This window comes from Persicobacter sp. CCB-QB2, assembly GCF_001274635.1.
GTDB lineage: Bacteria > Bacteroidota > Bacteroidia > Cytophagales > Cyclobacteriaceae > Persicobacter > Persicobacter diffluens.
In genome coordinates this window covers 2,625,619-2,641,249 of record NZ_LBGV01000001.1, presented here as the reverse complement: position 1 = coordinate 2,641,249, position 15,631 = coordinate 2,625,619, and the positions used below count along the sequence as shown (strand labels likewise).

14 protein-coding genes are annotated in these 15,631 nt (G+C 42.2%); 9 read left to right on the top strand and 5 right to left on the bottom strand.

Going from position 1 to position 15,631, the window contains the following annotated elements:
* Nucleotides 1–305: 305 nt before the first annotated feature.
* Nucleotides 306–1,193 carry an N-acetylmuramoyl-L-alanine amidase-like domain-containing protein gene (locus NG22_RS11660; RefSeq protein WP_053405896.1) on the bottom strand — a complete coding sequence of 296 codons (888 nt, stop codon included), beginning with the start codon at nt 1,191–1,193 and terminating at the stop codon, nt 306–308.
* A 158-nt stretch (nt 1,194–1,351) separates the two neighbouring features.
* On the opposite strand from NG22_RS11660, the gene NG22_RS11655 reads away from it, so the two are divergent.
* A complete protein-coding gene (locus NG22_RS11655; protein ID WP_053405895.1) occupies nt 1,352–1,573 on the top strand; it encodes a DUF2795 domain-containing protein in 222 nt (73 codons plus the stop codon).
* Between the two features lie 61 nt (nt 1,574–1,634).
* Here NG22_RS11655 and NG22_RS11650 read toward each other — a convergent pair whose 3' ends face one another.
* Both NG22_RS11650 and queA read right to left on the bottom strand, forming a co-directional pair.
* Nucleotides 1,635–2,312, bottom strand: coding sequence for a 2-C-methyl-D-erythritol 4-phosphate cytidylyltransferase (locus NG22_RS11650; RefSeq protein WP_053405894.1), 678 nt, complete (start codon nt 2,310–2,312; stop codon nt 1,635–1,637).
* 65 nt (nt 2,313–2,377) lie between these two features.
* Nucleotides 2,378–3,430, bottom strand: coding sequence for a tRNA preQ1(34) S-adenosylmethionine ribosyltransferase-isomerase QueA (gene queA, locus NG22_RS11645; protein ID WP_053405893.1), 1,053 nt, complete (start codon nt 3,428–3,430; stop codon nt 2,378–2,380).
* Nucleotides 3,431–3,583: 153 nt separating this feature from the next.
* Here queA and NG22_RS11640 point away from each other — a divergent pair, with 153 nt between their 5' ends.
* Nucleotides 3,584–4,831, top strand: a complete 1,248-nt coding sequence (locus NG22_RS11640) for an ABC transporter permease (protein WP_053405892.1) — start codon at nt 3,584–3,586, stop codon at nt 4,829–4,831.
* A gap of 692 nt (nt 4,832–5,523) precedes the next feature.
* On the opposite strand, the gene recA is transcribed toward NG22_RS11640, so the two are convergent.
* The gene (recA, locus tag NG22_RS11630; RefSeq protein WP_053405890.1) at nt 5,524–6,564 is read right to left on the bottom strand and encodes a recombinase RecA; all 1,041 of its coding nucleotides are present in this window, start codon (nt 6,562–6,564) and stop codon (nt 5,524–5,526) included.
* Between the two features lie 281 nt (nt 6,565–6,845).
* Here recA and NG22_RS11625 point away from each other — a divergent pair, with 281 nt between their 5' ends.
* The 7 genes from NG22_RS11625 to NG22_RS11595 all read left to right on the top strand — a co-directional run bounded on the left by NG22_RS11625 (nt 6,846) and on the right by NG22_RS11595 (nt 12,778).
* Nucleotides 6,846–7,874, top strand: coding sequence for an aminopeptidase (locus NG22_RS11625; protein ID WP_053405889.1), 1,029 nt, complete (start codon nt 6,846–6,848; stop codon nt 7,872–7,874).
* A gap of 17 nt (nt 7,875–7,891) precedes the next feature.
* Nucleotides 7,892–8,722, top strand: a complete 831-nt coding sequence (locus NG22_RS11620; RefSeq protein WP_053405888.1) for a DUF3108 domain-containing protein — start codon at nt 7,892–7,894, stop codon at nt 8,720–8,722.
* A gap of 117 nt (nt 8,723–8,839) precedes the next feature.
* Entirely contained in the window at nt 8,840–9,529 is a 690-nt protein-coding gene (locus NG22_RS11615) for a response regulator transcription factor (RefSeq protein WP_053405887.1), read from the top strand.
* A gap of 100 nt (nt 9,530–9,629) precedes the next feature.
* Nucleotides 9,630–10,706, top strand: coding sequence for a cell wall metabolism sensor histidine kinase WalK (locus tag NG22_RS11610; RefSeq protein WP_053405886.1), 1,077 nt, complete (start codon nt 9,630–9,632; stop codon nt 10,704–10,706).
* Nucleotides 10,707–10,718: 12 nt separating this feature from the next.
* Nucleotides 10,719–11,435 (top strand): RluA family pseudouridine synthase, encoded by a 717-nt coding sequence (locus NG22_RS11605; protein WP_053405885.1) that lies wholly within the window; start codon nt 10,719–10,721, stop codon nt 11,433–11,435.
* 6 nt (nt 11,436–11,441) lie between these two features.
* Complete coding sequence (locus NG22_RS11600) at nt 11,442–11,918, top strand: low molecular weight protein-tyrosine-phosphatase (RefSeq protein ID WP_053405884.1); 477 nt, start codon at nt 11,442–11,444, stop codon at nt 11,916–11,918.
* On the top strand, nt 11,915–12,778 hold the full coding sequence (locus tag NG22_RS11595; protein ID WP_053405883.1) for a fructosamine kinase family protein: 864 nt from the start codon (nt 11,915–11,917) through the stop codon (nt 12,776–12,778). Before NG22_RS11600 ends, NG22_RS11595 begins: the two co-directional genes overlap by 4 nt.
* 476 nt (nt 12,779–13,254) lie before the next feature.
* Here NG22_RS11595 and NG22_RS11590 read toward each other — a convergent pair whose 3' ends face one another.
* Nucleotides 13,255–15,618, bottom strand: coding sequence for a TonB-dependent receptor (locus NG22_RS11590; protein WP_053405882.1), 2,364 nt, complete (start codon nt 15,616–15,618; stop codon nt 13,255–13,257).
* Between the last annotated feature and the right edge of the window lie 13 nt (nt 15,619–15,631).

The following is a 15,631-nucleotide window of genomic DNA, read 5'->3' as shown; positions in this document are numbered from 1 at the left end:
TACGCTTTCAGGCTGCAAAAAAGAGCTTCAACAATCCCTCTATCCCTCAGCCAAAATACCGTGCTTCGATAACCATTCTGCAGGATTTAATCCGGATTATTCATACTCCAATCCTCTTTTAGCTGCAAGGCGGGAAAAATGAAGGAATTTTTCCTATTTCGAGTTTTTCCCAACGAAGCAGATGAATGAGGAGAAAGCAAGCCTATCCAAATTTGAGTTATTGATAATTCAATAAAATAAACCGCAAAACGCTATTTATTTAATGCTTATATCAACTCACTAAATCTAGCAGTGAATAATTCGGCTTAATAGACCGGTCTGGCTACTATTATCCCACGGTTTGATTTCATTTTTCCGAGATAATCACTCAGGGTTTCCTCCGTAATCATGACCCCCTTTTTTAGGGACGCATGCAGAAAATGCAATTCGGTTCCCTGCCAATAGGCAAAGCCCACATGGGAAACATCCAGTCCTTTGATTTTGGTAACCAGGGCAATAATGTCTCCGTTTTTTATCTGACTCGCCTGCTCCCTTATTTGATCTTTAGGAAGGAAATAGTGGTCTCTTTGGTTAATCTCTTTTTCCAGTTGTTGGGTCATGTGCCACAGGGAGTCATTATCCGCTAACGCCTTATAAGCTGAGCGGTGTGTGCTCATGAAATTCAGGTCTTTTGGAAGCTGTTCCGGGCTTAATGTCCTGCTAATGTTTTCGATCAGGCTTTTATTTTCATTATCATCTATCCAGTCGGTAAAGTAGTGAAGTCTGGAGAAATAGCCCTCCTTGTTTCCTCCCCGGTAGCGGATACATTCCAGTGATTGACCGAATTTTTCAAAAGACGGATCATTTTTTTTGATGGTCATTCCCATGGCCAGTACCTGTTCCACAAAAGTGGTGCAATCCATTCCGCTGACATTGATGATCAGGCTATCTTCCTTCATTCCCTGTTCCAAAGTGTTCGCAACATAGGGAGTCGGGATGAATGCTTTTCCGATTTCAGTAAGCGATTCTCCATCAGGGAGTTCTCTCCAGTTTTTCGTTTCCGCTGTCCGCAGAATTTGTACTATTGTGGTATGATCTTTGTGACTGCATGTGAGTTGCGCAAAGGCAGGGGTTGAGCAAATCAGCATCAGGATTAAACTGAGGCAGCTTTTAGTATGTTGATGTACAATCTTGAAAAGTGAATACTCTATCATTGCTTAATAAAAATATTTGTTTATCCTTTGCTTTGTTAGCTTATAAATTTTGCTATTTTTGCCGAAGCTTAAAAACCCTGAGACTATTTTCTTAGTGTAATTAAGTATTACTCGAATAGCAAAGATATTTCAAGATTTAATTAAAAAGGAGGTATATAATGTACTGGACACTTGAATTGGCTTCTTATTTAGAAGATGCTCCATGGCCAGCAACCAAAGAAGAATTGATCGATTTCTGTAATCGTTCAGGAGCGCCATTGGAATTGTCGGAGAACCTTCAGGAATTGGAAGATGATGGCGAGCCTTACGAGAGTATCGAGGAAATTTGGCCTGACTATCCAACGAAGGATGATTTCTTCTTTAATGAGGATGAATATTAGAAAGACAAGATTAAAAAAAGACTGAGGTAAACACTTCAGTCTTTTTTTGTCAAAAACCTTTCTACCGGTGGCGCTTTTTTAATAGGGCTTCCGCAATATACAAATCCTCCGGCGTGGTGATCTTTATATTTTCATAAGACCCCTCGACTAAATGAATGGAGTGACCGGCATGTTCAATTACGCTGGCATCATCCGTAAAAGTGGGTAATTCCGTCACTTCATAAGCCCCTTTGAGTAATTGGCTTTGAAAGGTTTGCGGGGTTTGGATGGTGCGGTAATGCGTGCGGTCTTCGGTTTGATTCCCCCCATTGGGTAAAACCTTTCGGATGGAATCTTTCAAGGCTACCGAAGTGATGGCATTTCCTTTTGCTTTGGCGGTTTTAAAAGCATTTTGAATGACAGCGGTGTCCACAAATGGTCTTACCCCGTCATGAATGGCCACTAAGCCTTCTTCCTTTATCTTGGATAGGCCGCTTTTTACCGAGGCGTACCTGGAGGTCCCCCCTTTGGCGATGGTGAAATTTGGGCTGAATTGGTGTTTGTGGACCAGCTCTTCCCAGTGACTGATTTGTCCTTCCGGTAATACCAAGATGATTTCTATTGCCCCATTATATAGAAGAAATGCTTCAATGGTGTGCATCAAAATCGGTTTCCCGTCCAGCTCCAAAAACTGTTTCGGAATATTGCTGCCCATTCGGCTACCACTTCCTCCGGCGACGATGATGACGTATTCTTTCATGCTTGAAAATTGATGGCAAAAAAAAACGGCTAGCCGAAGCTGCCGTTCTTTTCCGTATTTTATAATTAAAGAATCAACATGGCATCTCCATAGGAGAAGAAGCGATATTTTTCTTTGATAGCTTCCTGATATGCTTCCATAACGAATTCGTATCCACCAAATGCCGCAGACATCATCAATAATGTAGATTCCGGCATATGGAAGTTAGAAATCAAAGCATTACAGATTTTGAAATCGTATGGAGGGAAGATGAATTTATCCGTCCATCCTTCATTCAGCTTCAAGCGACCGTTTGCCGATACCGAAGATTCCAAAGCGCGCATAGAAGTGGTTCCTACGGAACAAACACGTTTCTTCGCATCCAATGCTTTGTTGACCATCTCCACTGTTTCAGGTCCCACACGGAAATTCTCTGAATCCATTTTGTGCTTGGTCAAATCTTCCACATCTACCTGACGGAAAGTACCCAAACCAACGTGAAGCGTAATGGAAGCGATGTCGACTCCAACGATTTCCAAACGTTTCATGATTTGAGGGGTGAAGTGCAATCCTGCAGTTGGAGCTGCAACCGCACCTACGTTTTTCGCATAGATGGTCTGGTAGCGCTCACGGTCTTCCGGTGCTACTTTTCTCTTCTCAATGATTGGATCCGGAAGTGGTGTTTCACCCAAAGAGTCGATCAGATTGTAGAAAGCTTCGTCTTCGCCATCCCAAAGGAAACGAATGGTACGGCCACGAGAAGTGGTGTTATCCACTACTTCAGCTACCAATTCACCATCACCAAAGTAAAGCTTATTGCCAACACGAATTTTACGCGCAGGATCTACCAAAACGTCCCAAAGGTGAAGATCCTTATTTAATTCACGAAGTAAGAAAACTTCGATTTGAGCGCCGGTTTTTTCCTTATTACCATAAAGGCGTGCAGGGAAAACCTTAGTGTCATTGTTGACAAAAACATCACCTTCATCGAAATACTCGATGATGTCCTTGAAAACTTTGTGTTCGATTTTACCCGTATCGCGGTGAAGTACCATCAAACGGGACTCATCACGATTATCAGAAGGATGCAGGGCGATCAGATCGGAAGGAAGTTCAAATTTGAATTCTGATAACTTCATGTATATTCAGCAAAATTTATGGTTTGGAAACTGCTTCTGGTTTTTGCATACGAAATGCAAGATGCAAATTTAGTAAAAGGATGCTATGAAATGTAGTTTTTTGTAATTTTCTTTTTTTATTGCAAATAACTTCCTACTAATCTACATAAAACATTGAAGACACTTTTTCTGATTTGGGAGAGCTTTCGCTCTGCACTCACCGCTTTGAAATCTAACCTTTTGAGAACAATCCTCTCCCTGCTGGGGGTGACAGTCGGTATTTTCGCTATCATTGGGGTTTTTACTTTAGTGGATTCCCTGGAAAATGGGATAAAAAAGAGTTTGGATTTTTTAGGCGGAGATCTCATTTATGTGGAAAAATGGCCCTGGGGGGTAGGTGGGGAATATCCCTGGTGGAAATATTTGCAACGTCCTCATCCTACTTATGAAGAGTTCCGTTTTTTGGAGGATAACCTTAAAGGAGCTTCCGGTATTGCCATTCAGGCCATGAAAGATGGGGTAACATTCAAAAAGGATAACAACAGCGCCAGTGGGATGATGTTAATGGGGATTTCTCATCAATATGACCAGATGATGGATTTAAAGCTGGAGCAGGGCAGGTTCTTTACACAATTGGAAGCTAGTAATGGGCGCGGAGTGGTGATTATTGGGCATGATTTGGGGCAGCAGCTTTTTCCTTTGGGCAATGCGTTGGGGCAAACGGTGATGATCAAGGGTAATGCTTGTAAAGTGATTGGGGTATTGCCTTCGGAAGGGGAGAACCTGGTAAGCTTCATAGATAAGGATAAGACTTGTTTTGTGCCTTTTAACTTTTTCCGAAAAGTATATTATGTAGGTAAAAAGAATGGGATAGGGGCTTCCATTGTAATAAAGGGATTTCCCGAGGATGAAGGTTTGGAAAAGCTGGAAGGGGAACTGGTTGGCATGATGCGCCGCCTGAGAGGGCAGAAGCCCGTAGACGAGAATAATTTCGCCGTAAACCGTCCGGAAGTGATTGCAGGAGCGATTGAGAATATTTTCGGGGTGCTGACCTTAGCCGGGGCGGTGATTGGTTTGTTCTCCATTCTGGTCGGCGGATTCGGAATCGCCAATATCATGTTTGTGTCTGTGAAGGAACGGACCAATTTGATCGGGATTCAAAAAGCCCTGGGCGCCAAAAGGTTTTATATTTTATTTCAGTTTCTGTTTGAAGCAGTATTGTTGAGCTTGGCCGGTGGGGCTGCTGGCCTGGTACTGGTTTATGGGTTAACCTATGCGCCTACCGGATCATTGGAGTTGAGCCTTTCTTTTAAAAATATTCTGGTAGGATTGATGGTCTCTTCCATTATCGGTCTGGTGTCCGGATTGATTCCGGCCAGCGTAGCGGCTAAAATGGATCCGGTGGTGGCGATTCGACAATAGCCCGAAATATTCACCGCAAAAATCACCAAATCAAGGGGCTTATCTTCAGTTTACACGGTTTTTTCATAAAACTACAAATGTGCAAATTATAGGAATAATTTAGTTTCCAATGGGGGCTATTTAATTTGAGCACCTGTTTATGGGTTAGCTTACTACCGTTTACAGTATTGACATTATGGTATAAAATCTTCCACATCAACAGTCCGGCCTTGATCAATGGGTGGTAGACTAAGGTTCTGCTGGCGACCAGAAGGCATCACAGCGACATTTCTGCAATACTTTACCAGTTTTCTACCTTGTCCAAATGTCGCCTTGATGGATTCCGTCAGCAGGTTCTTTGTCCCGCCGATATTGATCACAGCCTTGATTTTTTTGTTTCGTTTTTTATCAAGAAAAAATGAAAAAGAAACGATTGATTATTCAAAATAAGGTATTGAATGGCTGATCTGGCTTTTTATGAAAAAGCACTGCTTCAGTTTATTACTGGTGTTTTTTCTGATTATTAATAGCTCAAATTGGGGCAAGCTTGCTTTTTCCTCCAGCATCTGCTTTCTTGGAGAAAAATGAAATAGGGAATTGTTCCTTCATTTTTTCCGCTTAACAGCTAAACGAGGGAATAATCCGGGTTAAATTTCAGGCCAATAAAAAAGGCGATACTTTTCGGTATCGCCTTTTTTGATCTATATGGTGGATTATGCTTCCGCTTCCGGAATTTCCGTTGCTTCTTCTTCTCCGCCCAATCCTGATTTGGATCTGATTTTTCCTTCCAGCTCTTCCATCAATTCCGGATTATCACGAATGATGTTTTTCACAGCATCACGTCCCTGTCCTAATTTGTTGCCCTCATAAGAGAACCAGGAGCCGGATTTTTGCACGATTTCCAATGCAACGCCAATGTCCAGAATCTCCCCGGCTTTGGAAACACCTTCGCCATACATGATGTCGAATTCTACCTGTTTGAATGGAGGAGCTACTTTGTTTTTCACGACCTTCACTCTTGTGCGGTTACCCGTTACATTGTCTGCAGACTCTTTAATCTGACCAATACGGCGGATGTCCAAACGTACAGAGGAGTAGAATTTCAAAGCGTTACCACCTGTAGTGGTTTCAGGGTTACCAAACATGACCCCGATTTTCTCACGCAGCTGGTTGATGAAAATACAGGTACAGGCGGTTTTGTTGATAGCACCCGTCAGCTTTCTCAAAGCTTGTGACATCAAACGCGCCTGAAGTCCCATTTTGGAATCTCCCATATCGCCTTCCAGTTCTCCTTTTGGAACCAAAGCGGCTACGGAGTCAATGACAATGATATCGATAGCGCCGGAGCGAATCAAGTGTTCGGCAATCTCCAATGCTTGTTCTCCATTGTCAGGCTGAGCGATCAGCAGGTTCTCGGTGTCAATGCCTAATTTCTCCGCATACACTTTGTCAAAAGCGTGCTCGGCATCAATAAAGGCTGCAATTCCGCCACTTTTTTGTGCTTCTGCAATGCAGTGCATAGAAAGGGTGGTTTTACCGGATGATTCAGGTCCGTAAATTTCCACTATTCGACCACGAGGAATACCGCCAATTCCAAGGGCGATATCTAAACCAAGGGAACCAGTGGAAATAGCAGGGATATCAGAAACACGCTCATCGCTTAGTTTCATAACCGTGCCTTTACCATAGGCTTTGTCCAGTTTGTCAAGGGTCACCTGGAGTGACTTCATCTTTTCGAGTCTATCGTCGCTCATAATATATAGGGTTATTTTTATTCAGCTATAATAATCGGAATGTTGGATTCCTTTCTGATTGGAAATTTAAGAAAGATAATTTCAAAGCCAAAGCTTTCTCTGATTTTTGTGTGAAAATTACGACTTTAAAATGTCGGTAATACCACCTGATTATTGGAATTTATATTCAAACCTTGATCGATAGCGGATGTTTTGGAATGCATGGGGATAAAAATACCTTTCTTTGATGGGTTATTGCTATTTTTTGTATTATTGATGTAGGATAAAGATTAAAATTTCACATGTTCAAAAAGATTTTTCTAGGAGTCCTGTTGGTATTATTTGGTTTGGCATTGCTTTATGCTGAGCTGATTGCTTATGGTTTAATGCAGGCGCAGGGGCAGTTGAAAGTCCTGTTGAAGGCTTCCCCTATCGAGGATTATCTTGAGGATGAGCAATATCCAGACTCTTTAAAAAGTAAGTTACGGCTTATTCAGGAGGTCCGTGATTTCGGTTTTCAGGAGTTGGGGATTTTCGAGAATCAGAATTATACCAAGATGTATGATCAGGGCGGAAAACCCACCCTTTGGGTTGTGAGTGCCTGTGAGCCTTTTGCCCTGAAGCCGGTGGAATGGAAATTCCCCTTGGTTGGGACTTTTCCCTATAAAGGATTTTTTGATTTGGAGAAGGCCAGGAAAGAGCGTGCGGCAATGGATGAGCTGGGGAAAGATACCAGCATCCGGACGGTTTCCGCATGGTCCACTCTGGGTTGGTTTTCTGATCCGGTAATGTCTAATTTTTTAAATAATGGGGATGGTGAACTGGCAGAATTGATTTTGCATGAGTTGACCCACGGTACTCTATTTGTAAAAGATAGCGTGCAGTTCAATGAAAACCTGGCCACTTTCATTGGGCATCAGGGGGCTATCCGTTTTCTGAAAAAGCGATACGGAAAAGAGAGTGATCCGTATAAAACGTATATCAACCAATGGGGAGATGAGCGGAAATTTGTAAATTATATGCTCGGAGGAGCCAAAGCGCTGGATGGTTTATATAAAAGTTTTGACCCTGCTTTAGCTCAGGAAGAAAAATCGATTCAAAAGCAGGAGATGATCGATGCCATTTGTCAAAATCTGGATACCGTCAGTTTTAGTGAAGGAAGCCATTACCGGGGTCTTTTTAGGGATCGTAAGCCCAACAACGCATATTTCATGTCTTTCGTACGATATAGGGAATACTATGACGAGCTGGAGCGGGAGTTGCAGCAAAAGTATCAGGGGAGTGTGAAGTTATTGCTGGAGGATTATAAATTAAAGTATCCATCAATGTAATTGAATTTGATTTAGAAATGATGCCTGTTTTTTGGACTTTAATATTGCTGATTTTGCCTTTTAATCATCCGGATTCCACGAGCCGGGTGAAAGACGGGAGTAGCTTTCCGCTATCGGAGGTGGTGGCTTATGATTTGGGAGAGCGGATCACTTACCGCGTGCATTATGGGTTTATCAATGCCGGCGAGGCAGTCATGCGGGTAGATAATCAGGTGGATTATGTGAACGGCAGGCCTTGCTATAAAATGGAGGTGACGGGCCGGACGGTGGGCTTCTGGCGAAAAGTGGTCCGCATTGAAGATAAGTGGGGTTCATTTGTGGATACCGCCACCTTTGCTCCTCAGCGTTTTTATATGGATATTCAGGAGGCTAACCACCGGCATAAAGAGATCCTGAAATTTCATCATGAAATGGACAGTGTTACGCTGGAAAAGCTCGATAAGCACACGGGCGTTTTAAAAGGGCAGGAGAATTACTTTATCCCGAATGCTGTTCACGATATCATCAGTGGTTTTTATTATTTAAGGAATATAGATTTTTCGCAGGTGCCCGAGGGTACCATCATGGAGTTTAATGGCTTTTTTGATAAGAAAAACTACCGGATGCGCATTCGATTTGATGGACGGACTACGGTGAAGACCGATATGGGGAAAAAGAAGGCATTGATTCTGGTGCCGGTGATGCCGGATAATGAGACGTTTGAAAAAGATAGTCCGATTACCGCCTATTTATCCGATGATGAGCATAAGATTCCGATTAAGGTGAAAGCCCGTCTGGTGGTAGGGTCCGCAGAGGTGACGATTAAGAAATATTACCCCGGACGTAATAAGGTGTTTGCAAAACCTTAATAATAAAATAATGAAGGATTCTTTCATTTTATGAAATGCGTAGCTCGTTTCTTGGCGTGATAGTTTTTTAAGTCCATCATTTTCTCTAATTTTAACCGACCAAAACAATTCTTTTTCATGGCAAAAACTGGCTACCGGGTGTTGATAGTGGATGACGAATCCGACATTCGCGAAATTTTAGAATATAATCTTACCAAAGAAGGTTATGAAGTTGAAACCGCAAAGAACGGGAAAAAAGGAATAGAAAAAGCGAAGTCATTCCATCCGCATTTAATTCTTTTGGACATAATGATGCCTGATCAGGATGGGGTAGAAACCTGTCGTCAGTTGAGAGAGATGTCGGAGTTTCAGAGTACTTTCATTATTTTTCTAACGGCGCGTTCGGAGGAGTATTCCGAGGTAGCTGCTTTTGAAGCAGGAGCGGATGATTTCATTAATAAGCCAATAAAACCAAGGGCTTTGTTAAGCAGGATTCAGGCTTTGTTCCGAAGAGAAAGTAAGCAGGTGAATAATGCGGATAAGGTCAGTATTGGTGGGCTACAGATTGATCGGGACAGCTATACGGTGATTGTGGATCAGCAAGAAATTACCTTGCCCAGAAAAGAATTTGAATTGTTGTATTTTCTGGCCACCCATCCGGGAAAGGTATTTAACAGAGAAGAGCTGTTGCGGAATATTTGGGGTGCTGATGTTTATGTTTTAGCCCGGACGGTGGACGTCCATGTCCGGAAGGTGCGGGAGAAAATCGGAGATCAATATATCGTAACGGTAAAAGGCGTTGGCTATAAATTTGAAGATATATTTTAAAGCCCTATCTTTAGGGAGAAAATCTGGCAAAGGCTTTGTTTCTTTGCCAGATTTTTTTTTATCATAGGGTCTTGAAATAAGATCGATAAACTTTATTCCAATGTTTTACAATTCTCGTGGTGTTGCTTCGGTGCTGGGCGTGGTGATCGCCGTAGTTACAACGCTTTTCCTTTCCCTGGTAAAAGATGTTTCGGAAATGGCCCTGTTGGTGGTTTTGGGCATCTCCTTTTCTTGTTCTTATATCTTAATCATGTTTACGCTGGAGTTTTTGGTTTTCCGGGAGCTGAGTAAAATGTACGATATGCTGGATAATTTGAAGTCGGATAATCTTTCTTTTTTTGAAGAACAGAATAATACCTCTACCAATCCGATTAAAATGGCGAACAGAAAAATTCTGGATTACGCCTCAGAGAAGCAGAAAGAGATTGAAAATCTTAAAAGAATGGAGATTTATCGCCGGGAATTTTTAGCGGACGTTTCTCATGAGCTGAAGACGCCTATTTTTGCTGCTCAGGGATTTGTGCATACGCTTTTGGACGGAGCGATGGAGGATGAGGTGATCTTAAAGCGATTTTTGAAAAAAGCAGCAAAAAGTCTGGATGGGCTTGATAAGATGGTGCATAATTTACTATCCATCTCTCAGCTGGAGTCTGGTGATGCTAAATTATTGGTGGAAAAATATGATCTGCGTGAGCAGGTGGAAGATATTTTTGACCAGTTGGATAATAAGGCGGAGAAGCGAAATATTGATTTAAAATTCTCCACCTCTACCAAGGATAACGTCTTTGTTTATGCCGATAAAAGACGTATTGGCCATGTGATGACCAACCTGGTGGTGAATGCCATCAAATATCAGGACAATGATAACGGCCTGGTGGAAGTGACCCTGTTGGAAGAAGATGGAAAGGTTTTTGTTTCTGTGGCCGATAATGGATTCGGTATTCCGGAGGAAGATGTGAAAAGAATTTTCGAGCGTTTTTATCGGGTAGAAAAAAGCCGGGCAAAATCCAAAGGGGGAAATGGTCTGGGATTGGCGATTGTTCGTCATATTTTACAGGCGCACGGCACGCAGTGTCATGTGCAGACTGAGGTAGGAAAAGGATCTACTTTTAGTTTTGTATTGCATAGCAAGCCTTTTAAAGAAGAGGAATTGAATATTGAAATGATAAGTGCATAAGGCGCTTTTGTTATGAAGAAAGTGAAATTTGAAGATCTCATTATCTTTGAAAATGAGGATTATATTGCCATCAACAAGCCACCTCATGTGGCTACTTTGGAAGATCGGGCATCTTATACTAATATTCTGGCCATGGCCAGAGAGTATTGTGAAACGGCGCAAAATTGTCACCGTCTGGATAAAGAAACCTCAGGCGTATTGATGATTGCCAAAACACCGGATGCTTATCGTCATCTTTCGGTTCAATTTGAAAAACGTAAGGTGAAAAAGATTTACCATGCCATTGTGGACGGTATTCATGAGTTTGACCAAAAAGAAAACACTCTTCCGATTTATCCCGGAACCAAGGGGATTGTGAAGATTGATTTTGAAAAGGGAAAGCCTTCCCACACCACTTTCAATACGCTGGAAGCCTATAAAGGCCATACATTGGTGGAGGCGATTCCGCATACGGGGAGAATGCACCAAATTCGTATTCACCTTTCTACCCTGAAGGCTCCGATTTCCTGCGATGAAACTTATGGAGGATCTCCATTATTGCTTTCACAATTGAAAAGAAAATTCAACTTAAAAAAGGGAACGGAAGAGCAGCCTTTATTAAAGCGCTTTGCTTTGCATGCCTTTGCCATTGAGTTTAAAGATCCGAAGGGTAAACAAATGAAAATATCCGCTCCCTATCCTAAAGATTTTGCAGTAGCAGTTAAGCAATTAGAGAAAAATAGATACTAGTATTCAATGATTAAGGTTCTTTACATTTGCCTGGGGAATATTTGCAGATCTCCCCTGGCAGAGGCCATAATGAGGCAGTTGGTAGAGGAGGAGGGCCTTTCTGATAAATTTGAGATTGATTCCTGCGGAACGGCTGCTTATCATATCGGGGAAACACCGGATGAGCGAACTTTGGCTAATGCCCGAAAAAATGGCATTGAAATCAACCATAGAGGCAGACAGTTCAGTACGCTGGATTTTGAGCAGTTTGATTATTTGCTGACCATGGATGATGCTAATTTCCGAAAAGTGAAGGCCCTTCAAAATGGTAAGGGAGATTACAAATTGGGGAAGTTAAGGGATTTTGACGAGGAAGGCATCGGTCAGGATGTGCCGGATCCTTATTATGGCGGGCCGGAAGGCTTTCAGCATGTCTTTGATTTGTTGATGCGCTCAAATAAGGCACTATTACAATCTCTGAAAGAAGCACATCAGCTGGTATGATGAGCAGTGAAAATATTACAGCGGCCTTATCCCGAATCAGGGGTAAGGCCGTTGTGCTTTCTGAGGTTTTGCCGGTTTCCGGAGGAGATATTCATCAGGCTTATCATTTAAAAACCAGAGATGGATATTTTTTTCTGAAGGTGAATCAGGCCGGCCGGTTGGCGATGTTTGAAAGTGAAAAGGCAGGGCTTGAAGCATTGCGGAAAGGAAGTATAAAAGTGCCGAAAGTGTATGGCCTGACCACCGAGGGCGAGCATGCTTTTTTGCTGATGGAGTTTGTGGAAAGAGGCGAGGAGACTTCTGAATTCTGGCAGCGTTTGGGGCATGGAATGGCGCGGCTTCACCAGCTATCAGGCCCTTGTTTTGGCGCTTTTGAGGATAATTTTATCGGTACGCTTCCTCAAAAAAATGCTTCAGTAAGGGATGGCTATGAATTTTTTATTCTGCATCGATTAATGCCTCAAGTCAAGCTGGCCGTTGATCAGAGCGTCATTTCGACAGCGGAATCCAAGGCCTTTGACGCTTTTTTTAAACAAATCAGACAACTGATTCCGGATCAACCGGCGGTTTTGTTACATGGAGATTTATGGTCGGGGAATAAAATGCCGGCATTGGATAATCAGCCTGTAATCTTTGATCCTGCTGTTTATTATGGCTGGGCGGAACAAGACCTGGCCATGACGCGGCTTTTTGGCGGTTTTTCTCCAACGTTTTATCAGGTATATCAGGAAGAAATGAGCATGCCGGCGGGCTGGGAACAAAGGATGGATTACTATAATCTGTATCCTTTGATGGTGCATGTGAATTTATTCGGGAGATCCTATTGGAAACAGGTGAGTTCGATTCTGCGGAGTTTTTAGATAAAAAAAGCCACCAGAAGAATGGTGGCCTTTACCCAAAGGATTTACAGAAATATTCAGGACCCTTTTTACCCTAATGCTTCACCCTTAGATTTAGTGACTTGCTGTAAATAATATATTATCAGTGTGTCGCGGTTGGAGTTGCTGGTTTATGAACAGCCTAAATTTGGTTAGCCCGAATGATTTACCGCTAAATTCACTATCTAATCGCAATTAACTGGTAGGTAGGTAGGTAGGTAGGTAGGTAGGTAGGTAGGTAGGTAGGTAGGTAGGTAGGTAGGTGAATATGAATCATTGTCTCAGGTTTAAAATAGCCCAAATTTGGGCAAACTTGCTTTCTCCTCCTTCATCTGTTTCCTTGGAAAAAATTCGAAATGGAAAAATCCCTTCATTTTTCTCGCCTGCCAGCTAAAGGAGGATTTGAGCTTGAATAATCTGGCTTAGCATAATTAATTCGGCTTTAGAATCCGGGCTTTCTACAGACTTTTCTGTGTGTGGATGCTCCGTTTTCTTCCTCTTGCCTTCATATTTCCAAATCGGTAAGAGAAGTTGAGGTAGAATACGGGGTTTTCACTGTTCCAATAATTTTCTTCATGGAATCCCAAGCCATAAACATTATTGGACCAGCCAGAATAGATCAGGTTTTGAGCCCTGAAAGAGATATTTCCCTTCTTTTCTAAAATGTCCTTGCTCACGGTCATGGACATGGCATAAAAAGGATTGGAAACATTTTGTAAGCCGTAATTATTGCCATCGTAATTACCATTGGCAATAATTTTTAAATTCCATGGCAGCATAAAGGTGGCATTCAGCTTGGCGCTCAGATTCAGGTCCGGGCGGTTGGGGATGGTATAAGTGGTGTCATTGAAATCAATATGGGTCAAGTCAATTCCACCGGATAAATTCCACCATTTGGTGATGTTCACATCTCCGCTCACTGAAACGCCATAAGTTTCTACGGATCCCAGGTTTTGAGAAGTAGTCACATTGGCCTGGCTTTCTTCCTCAAAAAAGGAGTAACTTCTGATAATGTCATTCCCTAAACGAACATATGCGCTGGTCGAAATGGTAAATTTCTCTGGGCGGTAACCATAGGAAAGTTCCATGGAGTTGGTGAAGGAAGGCTTCAGGTCCGGGTTACCTCGCTGAATGTTCTGAGGGTTTTCATAAACTTCGAAAGGTGCAATTTCATCAATATTGGGGCGGCGTACTCTTCGGCTATAGCTGAAGCCTAAATTCGCTTTCTCTCCCAGTTTTTGTTGAAGGGACAAAGTGGGGAACAAGCTGAAATATTCATTGGTAAATGGCGTGTCGCCCTCACTTAACTGAATGGTTCCCTGCTGAAGGGCGTGTTCTGCTCTCAGACCAGCCTGCACTTCCATATTTTTAATTTGAGTGGAGAAAGTAGTGTAAACGGCCGAGATCATGTCATAATAATCGTAGCCAAAGTCCACATTTTCTTCTCCATTGTTGTTGGTGGAATTGGAAAAAGCATCGGTGTATTCTCCTTTATACCCAAGTTCAATCTTAGCCTTTTCACTGATATTTTTGCTGAAATCCAGTGTGGGGACAAAAATGTTAAAGGTAAAAAGGTTGTTATTGTTCTGACTTACTACGCCTCCGGTTTCATCTTTTTGAGTGTTGGCACTATTGAAGAAGCCGTGTCCGTCCATATACCATAAATCTGTTTCCAAATAACCATCTTTTATTTCCCGACGGTAATTCAAATCAAATTGATTTCCTTCATTCATATTCTCCGAAAAGCCTTTGCCGTTTCTGAAAATAGTGGGCAGCCCCGCCTGCTCTAAGCTCTGGGTAAAAGGCTGGTTGGAAGTGGATTCCCATTTGAAGTATTGATAATATCCACTTAGCGTATTTACAGAGTCAATGAAATAATCAAGTCCTCCTTTATACTGCTGGAATCCCTGGTTTCTGAAAATTTCCTGGTCCTGCTTTAAAAATGCGCCGGATTCCTCAAAAGTTCTTTCAAATCCCCTTTCATGATTCCACCTTTCTTTAGAAAAGTTGGCTTCGGCAAAAACATTGAATTTGCCCACACGGTAATTGAAGTTCATACCGCCATTGTATTTATCCCCTGTACCTACACCACCTCTTACCATTCCATTAAAACCCTGGATCCGGTTCTTTTTTGTAATGATATTGATAATTCCTGATATCCCTTCCGGATCGTATTTAGCGGATGGATTGGTAATGACATCCACGCGCTCTACTAAATTGGGAGGCAGAGATTTTAAAGCTTCGGCAGGGGACAGCTGAGTGGGTTTATTGTCAATGAGTACACGAACGTTGCTATCTCCTCTTAAAGAAATATTGCCTTCACCGTCAATATTAATATCCGGAACCTGTTGCAATACATCTGAAATATTGGTGTGTCCCGCCGCTAATTCAGCCGTAATGTTCACCACCTTCTTTCCGAGCTGTTGTTCGATTTTTACTCTTTGTCCTTCAACGGTGACCTCTTCCAAAAGCTTTTTGGAAGGTGATAATCCAACTTCCCCCAAATTTATGTTCATGCTTCCTTTTACAAAATCCAGTGTTAGTTGATGAGTTTCATATCCCATAAACTGGAAAAGGACTTCGTATTTTCCCTTTGAAATATTTTTGATGACAAAATTTCCACTTTCATCACTTATCCCCCCTGTGATATTTTTTTCTTCCTGCTGAAGGGATATGGTGGCGTAGGGGATCGGTTCGCTGGTGGTCGGGTCGATTAATTTTCCTTTTAAACTACCCTTGACGGCGGCGTGTTCCGGTTCATTATTAGCCCAAAGGGTAAGTGGAAAAAGTAATAGGAGGCTAAGGTAAAAGTAGGTTTTCATTTTCGATTAAGAT

Excerpts from the sequence above, each read along its gene's own strand:
- NG22_RS11660 (WP_053405896.1), bottom strand. The coding sequence starts at position 1,193 with ATGATAGAGTATTCACTTTTCAAGATTGTACATCAACATACTAAAAGC.
- NG22_RS11655 (WP_053405895.1), top strand. The coding sequence starts at position 1,352 with ATGTACTGGACACTTGAATTGGCTTCTTATTTAGAAGATGCTCCATGG.
- NG22_RS11650 (WP_053405894.1), bottom strand. The coding sequence starts at position 2,312 with ATGAAAGAATACGTCATCATCGTCGCCGGAGGAAGTGGTAGCCGAATG.
- queA (WP_053405893.1), bottom strand. The coding sequence starts at position 3,430 with ATGAAGTTATCAGAATTCAAATTTGAACTTCCTTCCGATCTGATCGCC.
- recA (WP_053405890.1), bottom strand. The coding sequence starts at position 6,564 with ATGAGCGACGATAGACTCGAAAAGATGAAGTCACTCCAGGTGACCCTT.
- NG22_RS11625 (WP_053405889.1), top strand. The coding sequence starts at position 6,846 with ATGTTCAAAAAGATTTTTCTAGGAGTCCTGTTGGTATTATTTGGTTTG.
- NG22_RS11620 (WP_053405888.1), top strand. The coding sequence starts at position 7,892 with ATGATGCCTGTTTTTTGGACTTTAATATTGCTGATTTTGCCTTTTAAT.
- NG22_RS11615 (WP_053405887.1), top strand. The coding sequence starts at position 8,840 with ATGGCAAAAACTGGCTACCGGGTGTTGATAGTGGATGACGAATCCGAC.
- NG22_RS11610 (WP_053405886.1), top strand. The coding sequence starts at position 9,630 with ATGTTTTACAATTCTCGTGGTGTTGCTTCGGTGCTGGGCGTGGTGATC.
- NG22_RS11605 (WP_053405885.1), top strand. The coding sequence starts at position 10,719 with ATGAAGAAAGTGAAATTTGAAGATCTCATTATCTTTGAAAATGAGGAT.
- NG22_RS11600 (WP_053405884.1), top strand. The coding sequence starts at position 11,442 with ATGATTAAGGTTCTTTACATTTGCCTGGGGAATATTTGCAGATCTCCC.
- NG22_RS11595 (WP_053405883.1), top strand. The coding sequence starts at position 11,915 with ATGATGAGCAGTGAAAATATTACAGCGGCCTTATCCCGAATCAGGGGT.
- NG22_RS11590 (WP_053405882.1), bottom strand. The coding sequence starts at position 15,618 with ATGAAAACCTACTTTTACCTTAGCCTCCTATTACTTTTTCCACTTACC.